Source organism: Streptomyces sp. NPDC004327 (genome assembly GCF_042873935.1).
Classification (GTDB): Bacteria; Actinomycetota; Actinomycetes; order Streptomycetales; family Streptomycetaceae; genus Streptomyces.
On the sequence record NZ_JBIAME010000008.1, the window covers coordinates 399678 to 422226 of the forward strand.

At 72.9% G+C, this 22549-nt stretch carries 20 protein-coding genes; 6 read left to right on the top strand and 14 right to left on the bottom strand.

Annotation, left to right across the window (positions count from 1 at the left end; translation table 11 throughout):
• Positions 1–75 precede the first annotated feature (75 nt).
• Positions 76–1113: a DUF3533 domain-containing protein gene (locus ACFYU9_RS27930; RefSeq protein ID WP_389212483.1), complete on the top strand. Its 1038-nt coding sequence runs from the start codon at positions 76–78 to the stop codon at positions 1111–1113.
• A 57-nt stretch (positions 1114–1170) separates the two neighbouring features.
• Here ACFYU9_RS27930 and ACFYU9_RS27935 read toward each other — a convergent pair whose 3' ends face one another.
• From ACFYU9_RS27935 to ACFYU9_RS27970, 8 genes are all read right to left on the bottom strand, one after another.
• The gene (locus ACFYU9_RS27935; RefSeq protein ID WP_389212481.1) at positions 1171–2070 is read right to left on the bottom strand and encodes a S1 family peptidase; all 900 of its coding nucleotides are present in this window, start codon (positions 2068–2070) and stop codon (positions 1171–1173) included.
• Positions 2071–2254: 184 nt separating this feature from the next.
• Positions 2255–3160 carry a S1 family peptidase gene (locus tag ACFYU9_RS27940; RefSeq protein WP_389346450.1) on the bottom strand — a complete coding sequence of 302 codons (906 nt, stop codon included), beginning with the start codon at positions 3158–3160 and terminating at the stop codon, positions 2255–2257.
• 169 nt (positions 3161–3329) lie between these two features.
• The gene (locus ACFYU9_RS27945) at positions 3330–4118 is read right to left on the bottom strand and encodes a DUF1684 domain-containing protein (protein WP_389212478.1); all 789 of its coding nucleotides are present in this window, start codon (positions 4116–4118) and stop codon (positions 3330–3332) included.
• A gap of 21 nt (positions 4119–4139) precedes the next feature.
• Positions 4140–5117: an ABC transporter substrate-binding protein gene (locus ACFYU9_RS27950; RefSeq protein ID WP_389346452.1), complete on the bottom strand. Its 978-nt coding sequence runs from the start codon at positions 5115–5117 to the stop codon at positions 4140–4142.
• A 35-nt stretch (positions 5118–5152) separates the two neighbouring features.
• Complete coding sequence (locus ACFYU9_RS27955) at positions 5153–5968, bottom strand: amino acid ABC transporter ATP-binding protein (RefSeq protein WP_389346454.1); 816 nt, start codon at positions 5966–5968, stop codon at positions 5153–5155.
• Complete coding sequence (locus ACFYU9_RS27960) at positions 5965–6873, bottom strand: amino acid ABC transporter permease (RefSeq protein ID WP_389212471.1); 909 nt, start codon at positions 6871–6873, stop codon at positions 5965–5967. Before ACFYU9_RS27960 ends, ACFYU9_RS27955 begins: the two co-directional genes overlap by 4 nt.
• Positions 6874–6970: 97 nt before the next feature.
• Positions 6971–8833 (bottom strand): FAD/NAD(P)-binding protein, encoded by a 1863-nt coding sequence (locus ACFYU9_RS27965; protein WP_389346456.1) that lies wholly within the window; start codon positions 8831–8833, stop codon positions 6971–6973.
• A complete protein-coding gene (locus tag ACFYU9_RS27970; RefSeq protein ID WP_389212467.1) occupies positions 8830–9732 on the bottom strand; it encodes an amino acid ABC transporter permease in 903 nt (300 codons plus the stop codon). The genes ACFYU9_RS27965 and ACFYU9_RS27970 overlap by 4 nt, the downstream gene beginning before the upstream one ends.
• Positions 9733–10241: 509 nt before the next feature.
• Here ACFYU9_RS27970 and ACFYU9_RS27975 point away from each other — a divergent pair.
• Positions 10242–10721, top strand: coding sequence for a GNAT family N-acetyltransferase (locus tag ACFYU9_RS27975; RefSeq protein WP_389212465.1), 480 nt, complete (start codon positions 10242–10244; stop codon positions 10719–10721).
• The gene (locus tag ACFYU9_RS27980) at positions 10718–11692 is read left to right on the top strand and encodes an ABC transporter substrate-binding protein (protein WP_389346458.1); all 975 of its coding nucleotides are present in this window, start codon (positions 10718–10720) and stop codon (positions 11690–11692) included. Before ACFYU9_RS27975 ends, ACFYU9_RS27980 begins: the two co-directional genes overlap by 4 nt.
• 40 nt (positions 11693–11732) lie before the next feature.
• On the opposite strand, the gene ACFYU9_RS27985 is transcribed toward ACFYU9_RS27980, so the two are convergent.
• A complete protein-coding gene (locus ACFYU9_RS27985) occupies positions 11733–13094 on the bottom strand; it encodes a DUF5685 family protein (RefSeq protein WP_389212461.1) in 1362 nt (453 codons plus the stop codon).
• Positions 13095–13408: 314 nt separating this feature from the next.
• On the opposite strand from ACFYU9_RS27985, the gene ACFYU9_RS27990 reads away from it, so the two are divergent.
• The gene (locus ACFYU9_RS27990) at positions 13409–13843 is read left to right on the top strand and encodes a cell division protein SepF (protein WP_389212459.1); all 435 of its coding nucleotides are present in this window, start codon (positions 13409–13411) and stop codon (positions 13841–13843) included.
• Here the strand turns inward: ACFYU9_RS27990 and ACFYU9_RS27995 are convergent.
• Positions 13830–15497: an MFS transporter gene (locus ACFYU9_RS27995; RefSeq protein WP_389212457.1), complete on the bottom strand. Its 1668-nt coding sequence runs from the start codon at positions 15495–15497 to the stop codon at positions 13830–13832. The genes ACFYU9_RS27990 and ACFYU9_RS27995 overlap by 14 nt on opposite strands.
• Before the next feature lie 415 nt (positions 15498–15912).
• Between ACFYU9_RS27995 and ACFYU9_RS28000 the strand changes: the two genes are divergently transcribed.
• Positions 15913–16941: a phosphatase PAP2 family protein gene (locus ACFYU9_RS28000; protein ID WP_389346460.1), complete on the top strand. Its 1029-nt coding sequence runs from the start codon at positions 15913–15915 to the stop codon at positions 16939–16941.
• A 91-nt stretch (positions 16942–17032) separates the two neighbouring features.
• Here ACFYU9_RS28000 and ACFYU9_RS28005 read toward each other — a convergent pair whose 3' ends face one another.
• On the bottom strand, positions 17033–17224 hold the full coding sequence (locus ACFYU9_RS28005; protein WP_389212453.1) for an I78 family peptidase inhibitor: 192 nt from the start codon (positions 17222–17224) through the stop codon (positions 17033–17035).
• Between the two features lie 329 nt (positions 17225–17553).
• Between ACFYU9_RS28005 and ctaD the strand changes: the two genes are divergently transcribed.
• Positions 17554–19245 (top strand): cytochrome c oxidase subunit I, encoded by a 1692-nt coding sequence (ctaD, locus tag ACFYU9_RS28010; RefSeq protein WP_389212452.1) that lies wholly within the window; start codon positions 17554–17556, stop codon positions 19243–19245.
• A gap of 48 nt (positions 19246–19293) precedes the next feature.
• Here the strand turns inward: ctaD and ACFYU9_RS28015 are convergent, their stop codons facing one another.
• The 3 genes from ACFYU9_RS28015 to ACFYU9_RS28025 all read right to left on the bottom strand — a co-directional run bounded on the left by ACFYU9_RS28015 (position 19294) and on the right by ACFYU9_RS28025 (position 22518).
• Entirely contained in the window at positions 19294–20586 is a 1293-nt protein-coding gene (locus ACFYU9_RS28015; RefSeq protein WP_389212450.1) for a glycosyltransferase, read from the bottom strand.
• 140 nt (positions 20587–20726) lie between these two features.
• Positions 20727–22049 (bottom strand): ABC transporter substrate-binding protein, encoded by a 1323-nt coding sequence (locus ACFYU9_RS28020; protein ID WP_389346462.1) that lies wholly within the window; start codon positions 22047–22049, stop codon positions 20727–20729.
• Positions 22018–22518, bottom strand: coding sequence for a hypothetical protein (locus tag ACFYU9_RS28025; RefSeq protein WP_389346464.1), 501 nt, complete (start codon positions 22516–22518; stop codon positions 22018–22020). Before ACFYU9_RS28025 ends, ACFYU9_RS28020 begins: the two co-directional genes overlap by 32 nt.
• Positions 22519–22549: the final 31 nt, after the last annotated feature.

Consider the following 22549-nt stretch of genomic DNA (forward strand, 5'->3'; position numbering starts at 1 on the left):
TCGAACGTCCGTACGATAACTCGTTCGGTCCTGCCCCACCTGCGGAAACACCGGCCTCGCCCGAGCCTGGGGGGCATGAGCCTCGTCGACGAACTGAAAAGCGCCGTCACCCCCCGGGCAGCCCTGCTGGTCGTGGGCACCCTCGCCCTCCAGCTGCTGTTCATCACCTCCTATGTCGGGGCCCTGCACAGCCCGAAGCCCACGGATGTGCCCTTCGGCGTGGTCGCCCCGCAGCAGGCGGCCGCCGTGCTCACGGACCGGCTGGCGAAGCTGCCCGGTGATCCGCTCGACCCGCGCACGGTCGCGAGCGCCGAGGCCGCCAAGGACCAGATCCTGAACCGGGACATCGACGGCGCCCTGATCGTCGACCCGCTGGGCCGCACCGACACCCTGCTCGTCGCCTCCGGCGGCGGCGCCGCGCTCTCCACCACGCTGCAGAAGATGTTCACCCAGCTGGAGGCGGCCAACCAGCGCGCCGTCCGGACCGTCGACGTGGCCCCGGCCTCGCGGCAGGACTTCAACGGGCTCTCCGCCTTCTACCTGGTCGTCGGCTGGTGCGTCGGCGGCTACATCTGCGCCGCGATCCTGGCGATCAGCGCCGGCGCCCGGCCCGCGAACGTGCACCGGGCGATCATCCGGCTCGGCGTGCTCGCGCTCTACGCGGTGCTCGGCGGCCTCGGCGGCGCGATCATCGTCGGCCCGATCCTCGGCGCCCTGCCGGGCAGCATCGCCGCGCTGTGGGGCCTGGGCGCGCTGGTGGTCTTCGCGGTGGGCGCCGCCACCCTCGCCCTGCAGTCGCTGTTCGGGATCGTCGGCATCGGCCTGGCGATCCTGCTCATCGTGATCGCGGGCAACCCCAGCGCGGGCGGCGCCTTCCCGCTGCCGATGCTGCCGCCGTTCTGGAGGGCGATCGGCCCGGCCCTGCCACCGGGCGCGGGCACCTGGTCGGCACGCTCGATCGCGTACTTCAAGGGCAACGACATGACCGCCTCGATGCTGGTCCTGTCGGCCTGGGCGGTGGCCGGCGCGGCCGTCACGCTGGTGATGTCCTCGCTGAAGCGGAAGCTGGACACGGAGCCGATCGCCGGAGAGGTCGGCGAGGCCCGCGCCTGACCCCGCCCCGGACCGGACCGAGGCCCCCGCCGCGGCGGGGGCCTCGGCCTTGCGGCATCAGTAGACGCTGACGCCGTACGCGCTGAGCGCCTCCGTCACCGGCTGGAAGAAGGTCGTGCCGCCCGAGGTGCAGTCGCCGCTGCCGCCCGAGGTGAGGCCGATGGCCTTGCTGCCGGAGTACAGCGGGCCGCCGGAGTCGCCGGGCTCGGCGCAGACGTTGGTCTGGATCAGGCCGGAGACGATGTCGCCGCCGCCGTAGTTCACGGTCGCGTTCAGACCGGTGACCGTGCCGCCGTGGATGCCGGTGGTGGAGCCGCGGCGGGTGACGGACAGGCCGACGGTGGCGTTGCCGGCGCTGGTGATGTCGACGCTGCCGACCGTGCCGGACTTGGTCACCGTGGAGTTGGTGTAGCGCACGATGCCGTAGTCGTTGCCGGGGAAGCTCGATCCGGCGGTGGTGCCGAGCACGGTGGAGTGGGACGAGTTGGACCACCAGGTGCCCGCGCCGTCGGTGCAGTGGCCGGCGGTGAGGAAGTAGTAGTTGCCCGCGCTGTCCTTGACGTTGAAGCCGAGCGAGCAGCGCCAGCTGCTGGCGTAGATGGCGTCGCCGCCGGAGATCAGCTTGTTGAACTTGCCGGCCGTGCGCTCGATGCGCAGCGCGCCCGCGCTGTCACCGGCCTGGCGCTTGATCTTGGCGAGGTCGGCCTGCGAGACGGTGGCGTCGGCCGTCACGATCACCGTCTTGGTCGCCGGGTCGACGCGCCAGGCGGTGCCGGCCACGTCGGCGGTGAGCAGGGCGTCGCTCGCGGCGGTGAGCTGCTCGGCGCCGATGACGGGGGTGGGGGTCGCGCTCGCGGTGGGGACGGCGAGCGCCGCGGCGGCGGCGAGGCCGGCCGCGATGGCGAGCATCCGGGTGGTGCGGGTGGCACTCATGGGGGTCGTGCGCATGGTCCTCACTTGTCGTTCCTCCAGAGGGGAATCGGGGGCCCGCAGTGGGGTGTCGGGCCCGTGAGGCGCGGCCCGGGGCGGTCCGGGCCGGCGCTGTGGGGGAGTCTCGAGCCGTACGACTTCGCGCCGCAAGGGCGGCATTCGGCCGTACGGCCCGTCAACCAGCCTGCGCTGTACGGGAGTCGGCGGGCGCCTAGTACACGCTGACGTTGTACTTGGCGAGCGCCTCGGGCACCGGCTGGAAGAACGTGGTGCCGCCGGACGAGCAGTTGCCGCTGCCGCCGGAGGTCAGTCCGAGCGCCTTGGTGCCGTCGTAGAGGGCACCGCCCGAGTCGCCGGGCTCGGCGCAGACGTTGGTCTGGATGAGGCCCTTCACGGTGCCGCCGCTGGAGTAATGGACGGTGGCGTTGAGGCCGGTGACGGTGCCGTTGTGCACGCCGGTGGTGGAGCCGCGGCGGGAGACGGACTCGCCCACGGTGGCGTCTGCGGCGGTGTAGCCGCCCGGGTGGGCGAGCGAGGCGTTGTCGTAGCGGACCAGGGCGTAGTCGTTGCCGGGGAAGCTGGACCCGACGGTGTCGCCGATCAGCGTGGTCTGCGCCGAGTTGGTGTACCAGGTCTTGGCGACGTTGCCGCAGTGGCCGGCGGTCAGGAAGTAGTACGCGCCGGCGCTGTCCTTGACGTTGAAGCCGAGCGAGCAGCGGTAGCCACCGCCGTAGATGGCGTCGCCCGCGCCGAGCAGGGGCTTGAAGACGCCGGGGGCGCGTTCGATGCGCAGCGCGCCGGCGTCGGCGCCGGCCTGCCGCTTGATCCGGGCGATCGCGGCGTCGGAGACGGTGGCGTCGGCGGTGACGACGAGCCGGCCGGTGGCCTGGTCGGTGTACCAGGCGGTGCCGCCGACGTCCGCCTTCAGGACGGCGGCGTCGGCGCGGGCGAGCGCCTGGGCGCTCGCCGGACCGGGGGTGGGAGCGGCCTGGGCTCCGGGCAGACCGAGGGCGGTGGCGGCCGTGACGGCGGCGGCGACGGCGAGCAGGCGGATGCGCGTGGTCCTCACTGTTCTCCTTCGGGATACGGCGGAGAGGCCCGTGGGTGGCGGGCCCATGAGGCACCGTCAGGTGACGTGTTCCTGACATGCACCGCGAGCGATAGTGGCCCTCACCGACCGGGTCGCACAAGACCGCGCGCAACACGTGTAGACGCCGGGGGCGCGCGAACGGCCGGACAAACGGAAGCCGTACGCGCGCCCCGGCCGGGTCGTGACCGGCCCCGGATCAGCCCGTGAGGACCTGCCGCTCCCCCGCCGGCACGGCCGTGTCCAGCGTGTTCCCGGGCGGCGGGAACGGGCAGATGAAGTGCGACACGAACGCGCACGGCGGCAGCAGCGCCCGGTTGAAGTCCACCGTCACCGTGCCGTCCGCCGCCGGCGCCTCCGGCCGCAGGAAACGGAAGCGGTAGCTGTCCCGTCCGCTCGTGGCGTCCGCGAAGACCGCCCACAGCGTGCCGTCCTCCTCCACCGCCACCCGGAGGCTGTGCTCCGCGCCGTGCAGATCGAAGACCAGCTCGCCGGAGAGCCCCAGCCCGCGCTCCTTGCCGTCGGCGTTCTCCACCCGGACGTGCCGGTCCTCCGCGTACGGCCGGAACACCCCGGGCCGCACCCACCGCTCGTCGTACGGCGTGGCCTCGATGCCCCGGAAGGCGCGGCGCGCCTCGGACTCGGGGTCGAAGTCCCGTACCGCCCACTCGCCTTCGCGGCGCAGCACGACGAGCCGCCGCCCGGCCGACTCGGCCCGGGACTCGTGGATCGGCGCGTGGTCGGCGGTCAGCCGGACCGTGCCGATCAGCGGCTTGCCGTCGACGGTCACCGCGTCCTCGGCGCCCGCGGTGAGGACCACCTCGTCACCGTCCGCCCGCCACTGGCCGGGAACGGCCGGAATTCGCCCGTCCGGGAAGTCCGAGAGCCAGTGGGTGCCGGTCAGCGAGAGCGGACCGTACGACGAGGCGACGGCGGCGACGCGCTGCTCGTGCCAGTGCTGCCAGTCCTGGGATGCATCCGTACTCATGGTGTGTCACCTTTCCACAGGTCAGTTGCCGGTGCGGGGCAGACCGGGCGGGTTGATCTCGGAGGAGGTCACCGCCTCTCCGCTCAGCCCCCACCGCTCCAGGACCTGTGCGTACGTGCCGTTCTCGATGACGTGGTTCAGCGCGGCCTGGTAGGCGGCGACGAGGCCGCTGTCCTTCTTCGTCGTGGCGGCGATCTTGCCCTGGAGGCGGGCGCCGGCGCCCGAGAACTTCCCCACGACCTCGGTCTGGCCGGCCGAGGCCACGTGGTAGGCGGCGGTCGGGTTCGGGCCGAGGTAGGCGTCGATGCGGCCGGACTGGATCGCCAGGTAGGAGTCGGTCTGGTTCTGGAAGTACTTGATGTCGACGGGCTTGCGGCCGGCCTTCTCGTTCTGCCGGCTCCAGTCGACCAGGATCTTCTCCTGGTTGGTGCCGGAGCCGACCGCGATGGTCTTCCCGGCGACGTCGGCGGGCCCCGCGACCTTCCAGCCGGAGCCCTTCTTCGCCTCGAAGGCCAGGTCGTCGAGACGGTAGGTGGCGAAGTCGTACTTGTCCTTGCGCTCCTCCGTCACCGTCACGTTGGAGAAGACGGCGTCGAACTTGCCGCTGTCGAGGCCGACGAAGAGGTTCTCCCAGGAGACCAGGGCGAACTCCGGCTTCACGCCGAGGGTGTCGGCGACGAGCGTGGCGAGGTCGATCTCGACGCCGATCGGGGTTCTGTCGTCGGTGGCGTAGAAGGCGAGCGGCGGCGAGCTGTTGGTGGACACGCCGATCTGGAGCGTGCCGCGGGCGCGGACGGCCGCGGGGAGCCGGGCGGCGATCGCGTCGACCTTCGCGGTGTGGACGCGCTTCTGGTCCGGGCCGAGGTTGATCGCGGTGCCGCCCTTCTGCCCCTTGGGCACGACCTGGTCGGTGGCGGTGTCGCTCGCGCCGCAGGCGGTGAGCAGGCCGAGGGCGGCGAGCGGGGCGAGGGCGGTCAGCAGGGTGCGGCGGGTGCGCATGGCGGGACTCCTGGTGGGTGCGGAGGAGGGGGGTGTCACAGGACCTTGGAGAGGAAGGCGCGGGTGCGCTCGTGGCGCGGGCTGTCGAGGACCTCGGCGGGCGGGCCCTGTTCGACGATCCGGCCCCCGTCCATGAAGACGACCGTGTCGGCGACCTCGCGCGCGAAGCCGATCTCGTGCGTGACGACGATCATGGTGGTGCCGGCGGCGGCCAGGTCCTTGATGACGTCGAGGACCTCGCCGACCAGCTCGGGGTCGAGCGCGGAGGTCGGCTCGTCGAAGAGCAGCAGGCCCGGTTCGAGGGCGAGCGCGCGGGCGATGGCCACCCGCTGCTGCTGCCCGCCGGACAACTGCTTGGGATAGGCCGCGGCCTTGTCGGCGAGGCCGACCCGGTCGAGCAGGGCGAGGGCGGCCGCCTCGGCCTCCTTGCGGGGGCGCTTCAGGGCGGAGACCGGGGCCTCGGTGATGTTCTCCAGGACGGTGAGGTGCGGGAAGAGGTGGAAGTTCTGGAAGACGAAGCCGATCCGGGTGCGCTGCCGCAGGATCTCGCGCTCGCGCAGCTCGTACAGCTTGTCGCCGGAGCGCCGGTAGCCGACGAGGGTGCCGTCGACGCTGATCGTGCCGCTGTCGACCTTCTCCAGATGGTTGATGGTGCGCAGCAGGGTGGACTTGCCGGAGCCGGACGGGCCGAGGACGACGGTGACCTCGCCGGGCCGCACGTCGAGGTCGACGCCGCGCAGCACCTCGACGGCGCCGAAGCTCTTGCGTACGGCGCGGAGTCGGACCTTGGCCTCGGGCCCGGCGGTGGCGGTGGCGGTGGCGGCCGTGGTGGCCGCGGTGGCGGTGCTCATCGGGTGCTCCCCTTGGCGTAGTGACGTTCGACGTAGTGCTGGACGACGGAGAGCACCGTGGTCAGCAGGACGTACCAGGCGGTGGCGACCATCAGGAGCGGGACGACCCGGCCGTTGCGGCCGTAGACGACCTGGACCTGGTAGAAGAGCTCGCCGATCGCCATGACGGAGACGATCGAGGTGCCCTTGAAGAGCGAGATGATCTCGTTGGCGGCGTTGGGCAGGATCGCTCGCATGGCCTGCGGCAGCACGATCCGGCGCAGCTGCCGCAGCCGCGGGATGCCGAGCGCGGCCGCCGCCTCCAGCTGCCCGCCGTCCACGGCGAGCACTCCGCCGCGGACGATCTCCGCCGCGTACGCCGCCTGGTGCAGGGCGAGTCCGAGGACGGCCGCGCTCATCGCGCCGACCAGGCCCATGGTGTCGAAGGACCACAGGCTCGGCCCGAAGGGGATGCCGAGGCTCAGCTCCTTGTAGAGGTAGGCCAGGTTGAACCAGAAGAGCAGCTGCACGATGAGCGGGATCGAGCGGAAGGCCCAGATGTAGCCGAAGGCGACGGCCCGCAGGAACGGGCTGGCGGACAGCCGCATGAAGGCGAGCACGATCCCGAGCGCGAAGCCGAGCGCGGTGCCGTAGAAGGTGAGCTGGAGGGTGACCCAGACGGACCGGAGGATGGCGTCGGCGGTGACGTAGCGGGCGAAGACGTCCCACTCCCAGCCGGGGTTGGTGACCAGGCCGTGCAGGAACTGGGCGAGCACGACGGCGGTGGCGGCGACGGCCACCCAGCGCCACGGCCGGCGCACGGGCACGACCTTGAGGACGGCGGGCGCGGCGGCGGCCGCGGGGGCCGGCTGCGGGGCGAGCCCGGCGGGTGGATCGCTGACCGGTGGATCGCTGGTGAGAGACATGGAGGTACCTCGGAGACGGGAAGGGGCGCGCGGACGGGAGGGCAGGGGGTCTCTTGTCGGTCAGGCCGCGAGCCCGGCCTGACCGACGAGACACCCCCTAGGCGCCGAGCGGGGCGGGCGTCTGGGGCTGCGGGTCCGCCGTACAGGACGACAGCTCGCGCAGGAGCGCGAGCGCGGTGCGCGCGGTCCGGTCGTTCTGGCGGAAGGCGAGGCCGCCGGTGCGGGGCCGGGTGAAGGCCGCGCCGGTACGGGCGGTGGTGTGCGGGCCGAGCGCGAAGCGGCGCGGGTGCGGGCGCCCGTCGCGCCCGAGGACGCGCCCGTCGCCGGGGTCGACGGCGAGCAGCCCGGCCTCGGTGGCCCGGGCCCCGTCCTCGTGCAGGGCGCGGAGCAGCGGGCTCGCGGTCAGGGTGACCGTGGGGTCGGGGAGCCGGGCCTCGACGAGGGCGCGGGCCTCGGTCCACTCCCCCGGCAGGCTCGGCGAGGAGGCCCGGAAGACGCCCCGCTCCTCGTCGGTCCCGACGGTGACGTCGGCGCCGAGGAAGCGGACGATCCCGGCCTCGGAGAGCGCGCGGAGCTGGTGCAGCCGGGGGCCGGGCGGGCCGGAGGCGAGGTAGCTGAAGAAGCCGTGCCACCAGGTGCCGCCGGTGCCGAGGTCGCCGAGCCGGGCCAGCTGACCGTAGACGGAGAGCAGGGCGCCGAAGACGGCCAGGTCGGCACTGTGGGCCGGGTCGTGACGGCGTATCAGGTCGTCGGTGACGTAGCGGCGCAGTCCGTCCTGGAGGGCCTCGGCCGTGGCGTACCGCACCCCGTCGAGCGGCCGGTCGAGGGCGTCCAGGTCGAGCCGGTCGGCCGGATCGGGGACGGCGGCGGCGACGAGGGCGTCGAGTTCCGGGCCGGCCGGGGCGGCGGCCGCGTACTTCTCCTCGAAGTCGGTCCAGGCGATGGCGGTCCGCTCGGGGTGGGCGGCGAACAGCCGGTGGTAGTGGGCCCAGCCCAGCTCCTTGGCGACGAGCGGCCACACGTCGCGCCGGAAGTCGAGCGGTCCGGCGGACTGAAGGAGGGCATCGACCTGGGCGGGGCCGAGGAAGCGGGGCAGCGGCGGCGGTGTGCCGTCGAGCTCGTAGCCGATCTTGGAGTGGTACGGGACGCCGCGGCGCGATCCGACGTGCAGCACGGGCTCGCGGCCGGACGGCACGTACACCAGGCTCCCGTCGCCGTCGCCCCGCTCCTCGTACCGTCCGCCGCGGCCCTCGGTGAGCAGCACCATCAGGTCGACGAAGCCGAGTCCGAAGCCGCGGACCAGGACCGGCTCGCCGGCCCGCAGCGCGGACAGGTCGGCGTCGGCGGTGAAGTCCGGCGGCAGGTGGACCAGGCCGTGCCGGGCGGCGAAGGCGGTGAGTTCGCGCTGCCGTTCGTCGGGGCGGGCGTCGAGGTGGCCGAGGGTGAGGACGACGAGATCGGCGTGGAGGGGCGCGGCGCGGTCGGCCAGCCAGACGCGCTGGCGCCCGTCGCGCGGCCCGGTCACGCGCCGGGCGGTGGTGCGGTGTTCGTGCACGGTGACGGTGGACGGCAGGGCGGCGCGGGCCCGTTCGTGGACCCAGCGCAGATAGGCGCCCTGCCGGGTGCGGCTGGGGAAGGTGGCGCCGTCGAGCCCGGCCCAGTCGGCGAGGGTGGGCCCGGGGCGTACCGGACCGTCGAGCTCGACGGTCTCGTCGGTGAACATGGTGACGTCCTCGGCCCGGGAGTTCATCCAGAGCAGCGGGGACTGGGCGGTGCGCCAGATCCGTCCGGGGCCGGCCGGGTACGGGTCGACGAGGTGGACGTCCAGGGGCTCGTCCCCGTACAGCTCGGGCAGGTTGGCGGCGAGCCGTTCGAGGAAGCCGGTGCCGCGGGGCCCGGCGCCGACGACGACGATCGAGCGGCGGGAGCGGCCGGGACGTCCGGCGCGGGCGTCGCTCATCGGGCACCGCCCGGGCCCGCCGTGCCGCGCGCGTAGTACTTCTCGACGTAGGCCTGGCCGACGCTCAGGACGGAGGTGACCAGGACGTACCAGAGGGTGGCGACCAGGAGCAGCGGGATGACCTGGTAGGTGCGGTGGTAGACGAGCTGGGTGGAGTAGAGCAGGTCCTGGACGGCGATGACGGAGACGATCGAGGTGCCCTTGAGGGTGCCGATCAGCATGTTCCCGGCGGGCGGCACGATCGACTTCATGGCCTGCGGCAGCACGATCCGGGTGAGCCGGCGCCACCGGCCGAGGCCGAGCGACTGTGCGGCCTCGATCTGGCCGCGGTCGACGGAGAGGATGCCGCCGCGGACGACCTCGGCGGCGTACGCGGCCTCGTGGAGGGTGAGGCCGATGACGGCGACGGCGACGGGGCCGAGGAGGTTGACCGTGTGGATGCCGAGGACGGTGGGGTAGAGGGCGCCGATGTTGAACCAGAACAGCAGCTGGACCAGGATCGGCGTGGAGCGGAAGAACCAGACGTAGCCCCAGCTGACGGCGCGCAGCACGGGGTTGGCGGAGAGTCTGAGGACGGCGAGCAGGGTGCCGAGGACGAAGCCGAGGGCCATCACGAGGGCGGTCAGCCACAGGGTGAGGCCGAGGCCGCGCAGCACGGCGGTGGAGGTGAAGTAGTCGCCGACCACGTCCCATTGGAAGGCCCGGTTGGTGGCGACGGACCAGAGCCCGAGCGCGGCCAGGACGAGGACGGCGCCGGCGGCGGTCCACTGTCCGGCGCGGCGGGCGGGGACGATGCGGAGCGCCGGTTCCCCGGCGGGACCGGTGGGATCGGCAGGGTCGGCGGCACCGGATGGATGGCCCGGGGCGGGGGCAGGGGTCTTGGTGAGGATCGCGGACATGGCGAAGGCTCCGTGGATGCCAGAGACGGATCGAACACGGGAGTGCGCCTTCACGCGCGGTGAGCCGCGGACCCGAGCCCCTCAGCGCGGTCCGCGTCCTCACGCTACGCCGGGCGCACGGCGGGCTGTCAAGTGCGTCCGGATGGTGAGCCGTTCGTCTCATCGTGGTTGACGGGGAAACGGATGCCTGTTCCACTTGGGCCATGCATCCGCAGCAGTGGCTGGTCACGCGCTCCCACATCGACCTCGGTCGTGTGTGGTCCTCTTCCTGTTGAGCCGACCCCCTGCGTTCTGTCTGCCCGCGTCCTGCCTGCCCGCGTTCTGCCTGTCCGCGTGCGGTTCCCCGCGGCGCCTTCATTCGCGCACTGCCGTGAGCGCCTGAGCTAGAGCCCCTCGCCTTCTCTGCGTCCCTCGCCGCCTTCCTCTCGCTTTCCTCCTGGCTTTCCCCTTCGCTTCCCGCCTGTCTTCCTCCCTGCCCTCTTCCCTGCGTTCTTCCCTGAAGGACCGCCATGAGCCTTGTGCTGTCCGTGCACCGGACCACGATCACCGACCCCCTGGCGCGCCCGCTCTTCGACGAGCTGGCGCACGAGTACCTGACCCGCTACGGCGCGTCCGACGACCTGTACGGCTATCCGGCCGAGGAGTTCGCGCCGCCGACCGGCACGTTCCTGCTGCTCCTGGAGCAGGGCCGGCCGGTGGCGGGCGGCGCGTACCGCCGCTACGACGACACCACCGCCGAGCTCAAGAGGATCTGGACCCACTCCGGGCACCGCAGACGGGGTCTCGCCCGCCGGGTCCTGACCGTCCTCGAACGGGAGGCCGCCGACCGCGGCTACACCCGGATCCATCTGACCACCGGGCCCCGCCAGCCCGAGGCGCGCGGCCTCTATCTGGCGACCGGCTACCGCCCCCTCTTCGACGTCGACGCCGATCCCGAGTCGCTCGGATCGCTGCCGTTCGAGAAGCACCTGGAGAACCCGAACCCATGAGCACCTCTCCCACGACCCGCACGAAGCGCAACACCCTGGCGTTCGCGCTGATCACCGCCGCCGCGCTCGCCCTGACCGCCTGCGGGACCGGCGAGCCGGTGACCGCACCGGCCGGCGCCGCCGGGCAGGCGGGCGCACCGGACGCGCTGCCGACCGAGGACGTGGTGTCGGGCGTACGGAAGAACGAGGCCGCGGCGAAGCTGCTCCCCGCCGACGTGCGGCAGCGCGGCACGCTGACCCTGGCCACCGCCGTCGGCAACCCGCCCGGCAACGCCTATCTGCCCGACGGGAAGACCGTCGTAGGCCTCGACGCCGACCTCTCGGCCGCCGTCGCCAAGGCGCTCGGCCTGGACGTGAAGCGCGAGGTGGCCGCGTTCGAGACGATCCTGCCGGCGCTCGGCAGCGGCAAGTACGACGTCGGTACGGGCAACTTCGGCGTCACGGAGGAGCGCCGCAAGACCATCGACTTCGTCACCTACATCAACGACGGCCAGGGCTTCGCCGCCCGCGCCGACAGCAAGCTGACCGCCGTCACCGACCTCACCCAGCTCTGCGGCCTGCGCGTGGGCACCGGCGCGGGCACCACGTTCGAGCAGACGCTGGAGCGGAACAAGGCCCGCTGCGCGGCGGCCGGCAAGCAGCCGTACGAGGTGAACGTCTACAACGACTCGGCCGCGATCTGGATGTCGCTCCAGCAGGGCCGCACCGATGTCGTGATGAGCACCATCAACGGCCTGCGCTACGCGGTGAAGCAGCAGCCGGGCACGAAGTTCCTGAACGAGTACCGCCGTCTCGACGTCGGCTTCGCCTTCAAGAAGGGCACCCCGCTCGCCCCCGCCTTCCAGGCGGCCGTGAACGGCCTGAAGGCGGACGGCAGTTACGACCGCATCCTGCGGAAGTGGAGCGTGACGGACTCCGGCATCGCGCAGTCCCGGATCTCCCCGCCGGAGCTGCCCGCGCCGACGAAGTGAGCTCCCGCGCGGGCGCGCCCGAGGGCGGGCCCGGCCGGGCTCAGCAGTCGCAGCCGCAGTCGCACCCGTCACAGCCGTCGCAACCGCAGCAGCCGTCCCCGTCACAGCAGGACGAGCAGTTGCTGCAGCAGTTGCAGCAGTCGCCGCACCCCTCGCAGTCGCCACAGTCGCACTGGGCGCACAGGCCCTCGCGGCGCTGCCGGCTCCACGGGTCCTCGTAGCTGCCGCAGCACAGCTGGCAGGTGCAGGCGAGGCCCAGGAAGACGGCGCAGCCCGCGATCGTGCCGCGGCGCCGGTTCGGCGGCTCGGGCGGGAGCGGGCCCCAGGGACCGCCGCCGCCGGGGCCGCCGGGCCCGCCCGGACCGGGGTGGTACGGCCCGCCGGGGCCGCCCGGGCCGGGCGTGGCGTAGGGGTTGCCCTGGCCGTACGGGTTCCCGGGCGTGGCGTACGGGTTGCCCGGCACCGGCCCCTGCCCGTGCGCGTGCCCGCTCCCCTGGCCGTGCGCGTGCGCCTGCCCCTGGGCTCCGGGCGCGGCGTGCGAGCAGCTCGTCGTGCCGAAGGCGCGGTCGATGGAGGTGCGCAGCTCGTGGGCGAGGAGCACATGGGCGAGCCGGCCGTCCGCGAAGTCGGCGTCCTTCAGCGCGAGCCGGATGCCGTGCAGCGCGTCGTCGGCGAGCCGGCGGGCCTCCTCGCGGGAGGTGCCGGTCGCGGTGAGCGGGTTCCAGGAGCCGGCGGCGGCGTCGGCGGCCTGGTCCTCGACGGCGTCGAGGAGGTGGGCGAGGCGCCCGAAGAGGCGGCCGGCCTCGGCGAGGGGCGCGGCGTTGCCGGGGCGGCCGGCGAGCACCGCGGTGTGCGCGAAGGCGGCGGCGGTCGCGGTCTCGGTCGGCTCGGTGACGACGAGCAGCGGCGTGCCGGGCCCGGCGAGCGCCTCGATGCCGGTCTGCCGGTCCACCGCGTCGAGCAGGACGGCGGTGTCGAAGCCGAGCTCCCGCCCGGTGCGGGCGCCGGCCCGGTCCCAGGAGCGGGCGACCCGGCGGGCCGCGGCGGCGACCGGCCGGCGGGCCAACAGGCCGTCCCGGTCGGCGACGTGGTCGCGGATCTTCGCGGAGGCGAGGACGAGCGAGACGGCGGCGGCGAGCCGCGCGCCCTCGCCGCGCGCGACGGGCGCGGTCCGCATCTGACGCAGCGGGCAGGGCCCGGCGGTGCGGCGTCCGGCCCCGGTGGGCCCGGTCTGAGCCTCCGTCAGGACCGAGACGATCAGGCCGTCGTAGTTGGTGACGACCCGGGCGAACTGCCCGTGGTCGGCGCGAAGTGCGAGACAGAGGCCGCACAGATGCGCCATCCACTCCACCTTGAGGTTCTCGGTGAGGCGATGGGTGCAGGGCCTGACTATTCCGAACAAGAGACTCCCCCGTACTGCGGCTGCGTCGGCATCGTACCCAGGGCCCCGTTCACCCGTACGCCCCGGCCGTCACCCTTCCGGCCCGACTTTCATCATTTGATTTGCACGGCTCCGGCCAAGCCTCCGTCAGCCCCCGCATACCGCAAGATCCCTGACGATTCGCCAGATTTCGGGCCTCACGTTCTGCACCAGTACCGTCACGAAACCCCTGCGCGCCGACTATCCACTTGGCGCGCGATCCGCATCATGGACGACGATAGGGATTGCGGAACCACGGTGACCGCGTGAAGTGTCCGCGCTGAAAGGAGGCGTCCATGGGATCGGTGCGCAAGGCCAGTGCCTGGCTGGGACTCGTCGAGGACAACGACGAGCGTTACTACGACGACGAGTACGCCGAGGGTGCCGAGAGCGGCGACGCCTGGGTGACGGACCCGCGGGTGCGGGTGGCGTCCGACACGGCGCACGAGCAGGGCCGTCGGATCGCGACCGTCTCGCCCGACGGGTTCCGGGACGCCCGGGGCATCGGCGAGCTGTTCCGGGACGGCGTCCCGGTGATCGTCAACCTCACCGCGATGGAGCCGAACGACGCCAAGCGCGTCGTCGACTTCGCCGCGGGCCTGGCCTTCGGTCTGCGCGGCTCGATCGAGCGCGTCGCCACCCGGGTCTTCCTGCTGACCCCGGCGGACACGCAGATCGTGACCGGCGAGTCGGCCGGCCGCGGGCAGGGCGGCTTCTTCAACCAGAGCTGATGGTCTGAGCGCTCGGTTCGCGGGTGGCGGGCACGGTCGGAAGCTCCGGCTCCGGCTCCCGCGCCTCCGGGGCGGGCTCCCCGTCCGGGTTCAGGTCCTGGGCAGGGGCGCACTCCATCACCCGCGGCAGCCGCAGCGCCATCAGCGCGCCGAGCAGCAGCAGGCCCGCGCTCACCAGGAGCGTGACGTGGAGGCCGTGGACGAAGGCGTGGCGGGCGGCGCGGTGAAGCGTTTCGCCCGCGGTGCCGCCGAGCCGGCCGGCGACCTGGTAGGCCTCGCCGAGGGAGTTCGCGGCGGCCCGGGCCGCGTCGGCGGGCACGCCGGGCAGTCCGGCGAGCCCGGGCGCGTACGCCGCGTTCATGACGCTGCCGAGCAGCGCGATGCCCATGCCCGCGCCGAGCTGGTACGAGGTCTCGCCGATCGCCGCCGCACCGCCGGCGCTCGAGGGCGGGGCCTCGCTGAGCATCGACTCGTACGCCGAGAAGAGCGTGGTCTGCAGGCCGAAGCCGAGCAGCACGAAGCCGACGGTGAGCAGCACCGGCCGGTCGTGCTGGCCCATGAGGACGAGCAGCAGCACCGCGGCGGCCGTGAGGACGAAGCCCCAGCCGACCATCCGGCGCGGCCCGATCCGGTTCAGGGTGTACGAGCCGGTGGCGCCGGCGGCCATCGCGGCGAAGGTCAGCGGGAGCAGCCGGAGGCCGGTCTGAAGGGGACTGAGGCCGAGGATCAGCTGGAGGTACTGGACGGCGATGAGCTCCAGGCCGACCAGGGCCAGCATGCCGAGCACGATGCAGCCGACGGAGGTGGTGAAGGCCGCCCGGGCGAACAGCCGCATGTCGATCAGCGGGTGCGCGCGCCGCTTCTGCCGCCGTACGAAGAGGACGAGGAGGAGGGCGCCGACGAGCAGCGGGCCGAAGGTGGCGGGGGCGAGCGGCGGGTCGCCGGCGCCGAGCCGCTTGACGCCGAGGACGGCGCCGAGCACTCCGGCGGCGGCCATCAGCGCGCCGAGCACGTCCCAGGGTCCGTCGGTGGCGCCGCGCGACTCGGGCAGCAGCCAGCGGCCGATCGGCAGGATCAGCGCCATCAGCGGGATGTTGACGAGGAAGACAGAGCCCCACCAGTAGTTCTCGACGAGGAAGCCGCCGAGCACGGGTCCGGTCGCGGCGCCGACGGCGGCGACGGCCGTCCAGATGCCGATGGCGGTCGCCCTCTCGCGCCGGTCGGGGAAGACCGCGCGGAGAAGGGAGAGCGTCGCCGGCATGATCATCGCGCCGCCGAGGCCGAGCAGGGCCCGGGCGCCGATGAGCACCTCGGGCACGGTGGCGAGCGCGGCGACCGCCGAGGCGATGCCGAACAGCGCGTAGCCGAGCAGCAGCACCCGTCTGCGGCCGACGCGGTCGCCGAGGGTGCCGAAGAGGATGAGGAGCGAGGCGCAGATCAGCGGGTAGGCGTCGACGATCCACAGCAGCTGCGTGGAGCTGGGTCGCAGGTCCTCGGTGAGCGAGGGGACGGCGACGTGCAGCACGGTCGAGTCGAGTGCGACCAGCAGCAGGCTGACGCAGAGGACGAAGAGGACGAGCCAGCGGTTGGCGCCGCCGTCGGGGCCACGGCCGAGGGCACGCGGCCGTGTTCCGGCCGTGATCGTCCGCGCCATGCATGTACCTCCCAGTGAAGCCCTCGCGCTCGGCGGGCACCTGCCGGGGGGTCGGCCCCGGGGCGGCCCGGCATCGACGGGCGAGTGAGCCGTCAGCGTACGCGAGTTCCATGGCCGAGCGCGTGGTCAGGGTCTCACCGCGGCGGGCCGCGGGGTGTGGCGTACGCCACTCGGGTCACCGGGGCCCCACACCACCCGCCACCTGGAATTTCTCCTTCGGATCGGTTTCCGGAATTCTCCGGGCCGTCAAACGGGCTTACGGAATCGCGGCTTCGGCAATAGCGCTGAAGGTCATCGGATTTTCCGATGGGCGAGGGGAACAAACGCCCGGCTGAGAGCAACTCCACATCACATCGTCATCACGAAGGGACCGGAACGACCAAGGTCGCTACTCACTCCCTGTAACGTCGATTGGGTGCGTACCGACATCTTTGCCCGGCTGGACCGGGAGCCGGAACCGCCGAAGATAGAGGTCCCGCGGATGACCCGGACGCGTCTCGCCCTCTTCGGCGGGACCTTGGCGTTCTACGTGGTCATCGTCGTCGCCGTACTGCTGTCGACCCCGCTCGTGCTGATCGACTGGAAGATCATGCTCTTCCGGCCCTACCAGCAGTGGCCGGAGTGGCACGCGTTCCTCGACTACTACGTCGTCCTCGGCCAGCGCGGTCCGACGGCCGTGATGGTGGCGGCCTGGCTGGGCTGGCGCTCCTGGCGCCAGCACACGCTGCGGCCGCTGCTCTCGCTCGGCGCCGCGCTGCTCCTGCTCAACGCCACGGTCGGCGCGGTCAAACTCGGTCTCGGCCGGCTCGGCCCCCACTACGCGACCCAGGTCGGCTCCGCCGAGCTGTTCGCGGGCGGCGACATATTCCCGTCCGGGCACACCGCGAACGCGGTCGTGACCTGGGGCATCCTGGCCTACCTGGCGACCACGCCGAGGGCCCGCCGCTATCTGTCCGCCCTGTCCGCCCTGGTCGCGCTCGGCGTCGGCCTGACCACCGTCTACCTGGGCACGCACTGGCTGAGCGACGTGCTGCTCGGCTGGGCCGCCGGCCTCGTGGTGCTGCTCGCGCTGCCGTGGTGCGAGCCGGTGATCACGGTGGCCGAGGCGTGGATCCTGGGCGTGCGCGACCGGCTGCGCGAGCAGCTGCGCTCCCGCCGCCGTCTGGTGCCCTCGCTGCCGGTGGCCACCGGTGGGCCGGTGCCGGGACTGTTCCCGCAGCGGCCCGGGGCCGAGGAGCCGGTGCGGGAGGCCGTCGGCGCCGGCAGCTCCGGCCGGACCACGAGCGGACGGGTCACCGGCCTGCCCGCCTCGCCGCTGGCCGCCCCGCGCGCGCACACGGCCGGCCACCACCCCGCCCATCACGCGGTGCGTTCGGAGCGCGGCCCGGTCGGCCCGGCCGGCAGCCGCCGTCCGCCGCACTCGCGGCCGGCGACGGGCGGCTGAGCGACAGCCGCGAGCGCGGCGACACCGTGACGCGGGAGGGCCCCGGCCGTGATTCGGCCGGGGCCCTCCCGCGTGTCCTCGCCCGGTGCGCTCAGCCGCGCCAGGCGCGGGTGACGACGCCGTTGTCGACCTCGAAGTTGAGGCGCCCCTCCATGTACTCCATGGTGACGATCGAGCCCGGTGGCAGGGACCGGACGACGCTCCAGCCGCGGCTCCGGGCCAGCCGCTCGGCCTCGTCGGCGGCGAGTCCCACATACGTATCGGGTGCGTGTCGGGATGTCATGCAGCTCACGTTAGTACCCTGCCGGTCACGCTTGTGTCACAGGTTCTCGACATATGTTTGACATGGCCCCGCCGTTCCGGAAGCGCGGCCACGGGGGCTGATTCCCGCCGTATCCCCGTTAATTCACCGGACCGCGCCCTTCTTTCCCGGAATTCCGTGCGACAAGCGGACTGAAGCCCTCCGCAGATAATTCCGCCATGTACCGGCCCCGGTGCCGTTCACGTTTTCCCCGCGGTCCGTCCGCGCCGCACACACATCCGGTCCGCCGACCGGACGACCCGCCGGTCCGCCTCCCCCGCCGTCGGCCCGGCGAGGGACATCATCCGGGGATGGGCATCGAGACCGGGACCGCGGCCGTCGAGTCGCCGCGGCAGCGGCACGGCCGGATCGTCGTCGACTGGGTCACCACGACCGACCACAAGAAGATCGGTCACCTCTATCTGGTGACCTCGTTCGTCTTCTTCCTGATCGCCGGCGCGCTGGCGATGCTGATGCGGGCCGAGCTGGCCCGGCCGGGGCTCCAGCTGGTGACCAACCTGCAGTTCAACCAGGCGTTCACGCTGCACGGCACGATCATGCTGCTGCTGTTCGCGACGCCGACCTTCGCCGGCTTCGCCAACGAGCTGGTGCCGCTGCAGATCGGCGCGCCCGACGTGGCCTTCCCGCGGCTCAACATGTTCTCGTACTGGCTGTTCCTCTTCGGCGGACTGATGGTGCTCGGCTCCTTCGTCACCCCGTCCGGCCCCGCCGCCTTCGGCTGGACCGCCTACGCCCCGCTGAACAGCCTGGTGCGGTCGCCCGGCGTCGGCGTCGACCTGTGGATCATGGGCCTCGCGCTCTCCGGCTTCGGCACCATCCTCGCCTCGGTGAACTTCCTGACGACGATCATCGCGATGCGGGCACCGGGCATGACCATGTTCCGGATGCCGATCTTCACCTGGAACGTCCTGTTCACCACGATCCTGGTGCTCGTCGCCTTCCCCGTGCTCGCGGCGGCGCTGCTCGTCCTGGAGGCGGACCGGCGGGGCGGCGCGGTGGCCTTCGACGCGCAGTACGGCGGCGCGCTGCTGTGGCAGCACCTGTTCTGGTTCTTCGGGCACCCGGAGGTCTACATCATCGCGCTGCCGTTCTTCGGGATCGTCAGCGAGATCATCCCGGTCTTCTCGCGCAAGCCGATCTTCGGCTACGCGACCCTGGTGGGCGCCACCATGACGATCACCGGTCTGTCGGTGGTGGTCTGGGCGCACCACATGTTCGCGACCGGGGCGGTGCTGCTGCCGTTCTTCTCACTGCTGTCGTTCCTCATCGCGGTGCCGACCGGGGTGAAGTTCTTCAACTGGACCGGAACCATGCTGCGCGGCTCGCTCTCCTTCGAGACACCGATGCTGTGGGCGGTCGGCTTCCTGGTGTCGTTCCTGTTCGGCGGGCTCACCGGCGTGATCCTGGCCTCGCCGCCGATGGACTTCCAGGTCACCGACTCGTACTTCGTCGTCGCCCACTTCCACTACACGGTCTTCGGCACCGTCGTCTTCGCGACCTTCGGCGGCTTCTCCTTCTGGTGGCCCAAGTTCACCGGGCGGATGCTCGACGAGCGCCTCGGCAAGATCCACTTCTGGACGCTCTTCGTCGGCTTCCACACCACCTTCCTGGTGCAGCACTGGCTGGGCGCGGAGGGCATGCCGCGCCGGTACGCCGACTATCTGGCCGCCGACGGCTTCACCGCGCTCAACACGGTGTCGTCGATCGGGGCCTTCCTGCTGGGCCTGTCCACGCTGCCGTTCCTCTACAACGTCTGGAAGACCTGGCGGTACGGGGAGAAGGTCGAGGTCGACGACCCGTGGGGCTACGGACGCTCGCTGGAGTGGGCGACCTCCTGCCCGCCGCCCCGGCACAACTTCGACGCGGTACCCCGGATCCGCTCCGAGGCCCCGGCCTTCGACCTGCACCACCCGGAGTTCGCGGCGTACGAGCGGATCCGGCTGGCCTCCGCGCCGGAGCGCGCCGTGGAACGCACGGACTGACGTCCGGCCGGCTCAGCGGAAGCGGCGCACGGACCGGCGTCCGGCCGGCTAGCGGAAGCGGCGCACGAGCGCGCCGGCCCTCGCCTTCGCCGTGTAGGCGCCGTCGAGGAGCGCGCCGACCGTGCGGTGCAGGGCGGCGCGGGCCGCCGGGTGGGTACGGGAGCGGGCGGCGCCGGCCGCGGCCCGCCGCTCGGCCAGCTCCGTCCAGATGGCCTCGTGGCGGGCCGCGATCCGTACCGGGTCGAAGCGCTCCGAGGAGGCCAGGGCCGCCTTCGCCGCCCTGGCCCGGGCCTCGTCGTCGTTGATGAGGGCGAGCAGGGCGGCGGCGACCGCGGCCGTGTCGTCGACCGGGACGAGCCGCCCGTCGACGCCGTCCTCGATGATCTCGCCGGGGCCGTAGGGGCAGTCGGTGGAGACCACCGGCAGTCCGCAGCGCATCGCCTCGACGATCGTCATGCCGAAGGACTCGCGCCGTGAGGTGACGGCGGCCAGCGAGCCCTTGGCCCACTCCGGCTCCATCGGATGGGCGGTGCCCATGAGGAAGACGTTCCCGCCGACGCCGAGCCGCTCGATCTGCCGGGCCAGCTTGTCCTTCAGGTTGTCGGCGGCGTCGCCGGTGCCGTAGATCCGCAGCTTCCAGTCGGGGCGGGCGGCGGCCACGTCCGCGAAGGCGTCGATCAGCAGGTCGTAGCGCTTGACCGGGGTGAGCCGGCCGGCCGCCACGACGGTCCTGGCGGCGGGGTCGGCGGGCGGCACGGTGGGCGCGGGCACGCTGTTGGGCACGGCGTCGACGCGGACCGTGCCCGGCAGGCCGAGCGCCCTGTAGGAGCGGGCGTCGGCCTCGGTGACGGTGGTGACGGCGTCCAGGAGCGCGTACTCGTGGGCGATGTCCCGGCGCAGCCGGTAGCTGTGCCCGTCCAGGATCAGATGCTCCTGCCCGACCAGGACCGGCCCGCGCGGCGCCTGCCGGGCGAGCTGCACGTTGAGCCCGGGGCGGGTGGCGATCACCACGTCCGCGTCGACGGAGGCGAGATGGGCGCCGATCCGGGCGTCGGTGAGCGCGCTGTACTGCTTCCAGCGGCCGTCGCCGCGCGGGAAGACCCGGGCGGGGCGGTGGAAGTCGGGGTGCTCGCCGTCGTAACCCGGGCTGTTCTTGCGGATGTCGACGAGCGGGCGGAGCGTCACCCCGGCGGGGAGGCCGAGGATCGGCTCGTCGCGGTGGCGGAACACCGAGACGATCTCCACCTCGTGACGGGACGCCAGCTCGGCGGCGAGCGTGAAGACCGTCCGGATGGTGCCGCCGATGTGGTAGCCGTTGTGGAGCAGGAAGGAGATGCGCATGGCCGTACTGGTTCCCCCCGGTCAAGCGTGTCTGGTCGCGGCCGACTGTACTGCGCGCGGAGGGGTGCTGCGCGCGACGGGCTCCGCGACCGGCACCGCGGGCGGCGTCACGGGCGCCGCGACCGGCACCGCGGGCGGGGTCACGGGCGGTATCCCAGCTGGGGCACGGTGGCGCAGTCGCGGTTCATGTCGCCCTGCGCGACCCAGCCGCGGCCGTCCTGCCAACGGGCCACGGACAGACAGGTGTACGCGGTCTTCGGCGGCTTCGCCAGGCGCTCGAAGCGCACCGGCAGGAGCAGCCCGCGGGCGGTGTACGGCTCCGCCCGGTTGACGAACGCCTCGACGCACGCCCGGGTGATCCCGGCGGCCCCGGCCGGGCCGGCCGCGCAGGAGCGGGCCGCGTCCGTGAACCACATGGCCGCCGCCCAGCCCTCCAGCTGCCACTGCGACAGCGGCCGGCCGCCCATCGCCGCCCGGAACTCCCGCACCGCCGGGAAGGAGGTGTCGTCGTGGTCGCGGCTGGAGCCGGTGACGTACAGCGCGGACCGGCAGCCCGGCGCCTTCGCGTAGTCGCGCGGCACGGAGGAGGACCAGTTCTGCACGTTGGTCACCTTGGCGGCGACCCGGACGCCGAGCGCCTCCATCGCCTCGCACAGCCGGGCATTGCCGTGGGTGTCCATCGCGTCGAAGACCACGTCCGCGTGCTGGGCGCGCAGATCGGCCGCGACGGCGCGGAAGTTGGGCAGCGCGAAGTCGACCTGCTCGCCGACCACCCGGTAGCCCTCGGCGCGCAGCCCGTTCGTGATCAGCCGGGCGTACGCGGCGGAGGCGGCCTGGTTGTACGAGACGACGGCGGCGGTGCGGGCGCCGAGGTGGCTGCGGAACCAGCGGTAGACCTCGGTGCCGCCGTACAGGACGCCGTTCCAGCCGGGCGACTTCCCGGTGCGCGGGGCGGAGCTGCCGTAGATCCCGTAGAGGTGCGGATAGGTGTCGTAGGCCGGGGTGAGCGGCTGGCCGCCGATGTCGGGGACACCCGCCTTCGCGACGAGCGGGGCGCCGGCGTAGTCGAGGGCGGTGGTGGCGACCAGGGCGAAGACCTTGCGCCGGCCGGTCAGTTCGCGCACGCAGGTGTTGTTGCCGATGCCGCTGCCGCCGTCGTCGCAGGTGATCACCTCGACCTTGCGCCCGCCGATGCCGCCGTGGGCGTTGACGTCGTCGAAGAAGGCGCGGGCGCCGTCGCGCGGCCCGGTGAAGGTGTCGCCGCCGACCGGGCTGGTGGCGCTGGTGATGATGCCGACGCGGAGCGGCTCACCGCCGGAGGGGTAGGCGGTGGGCCGCGTCCCGAAGGCGCGCTCCGGGAGCCGGCTGCCGCAGCCCGCGAGGAGCGGGACGAGGGCGGCGAGCACGGCGAGGAGCAGCGCCGCTGCCGCCTCAGCAGCCCGGGACCTGCTGCTTCGTGCCACTGAGCTGGACCAGGCCGCAGAGGGTCCGCACGGACACCTTCCAGGTGTTGTCCTGCAGGACGGAGGTGCCCTTGGCGCCCGGAAGGGCCGTGTTGCCGGCGACCAGCAGGTCGTAGGTGACGTTCGCGCCGGTGGGCGAGGTGAAGGTGACCTGCGTGACCTTCACGGAGGTCATGGCGGCGTTCTTGTTCCCGGCGAAGGCGCCGAGGACGGGCGCCATCTTCTCGCCGTTCTCCAGGAGCCTGATCCGTTCGGCGGACGGCGTCTTCGCGTCGAAGAAGGCGGTCCAGTTCTTGGCGATCTGCGCCTTGGCCGAGGCCGGGTCGGCCGGCTGGTCCGTCATGGCGGGCGAGGTGGTGGGCGTGGCCTGGCCGGATCCCGAGTTGCCGCTGGAACACCCGGCGACGACCGGGGTCAGCACCAAGGCCGCCGCGGCGCCGAAGGCGGCCGCGCGTCGCTTGAGGAGCATCTGGCTCACCACCGGATCTCTGGGGCAGGCC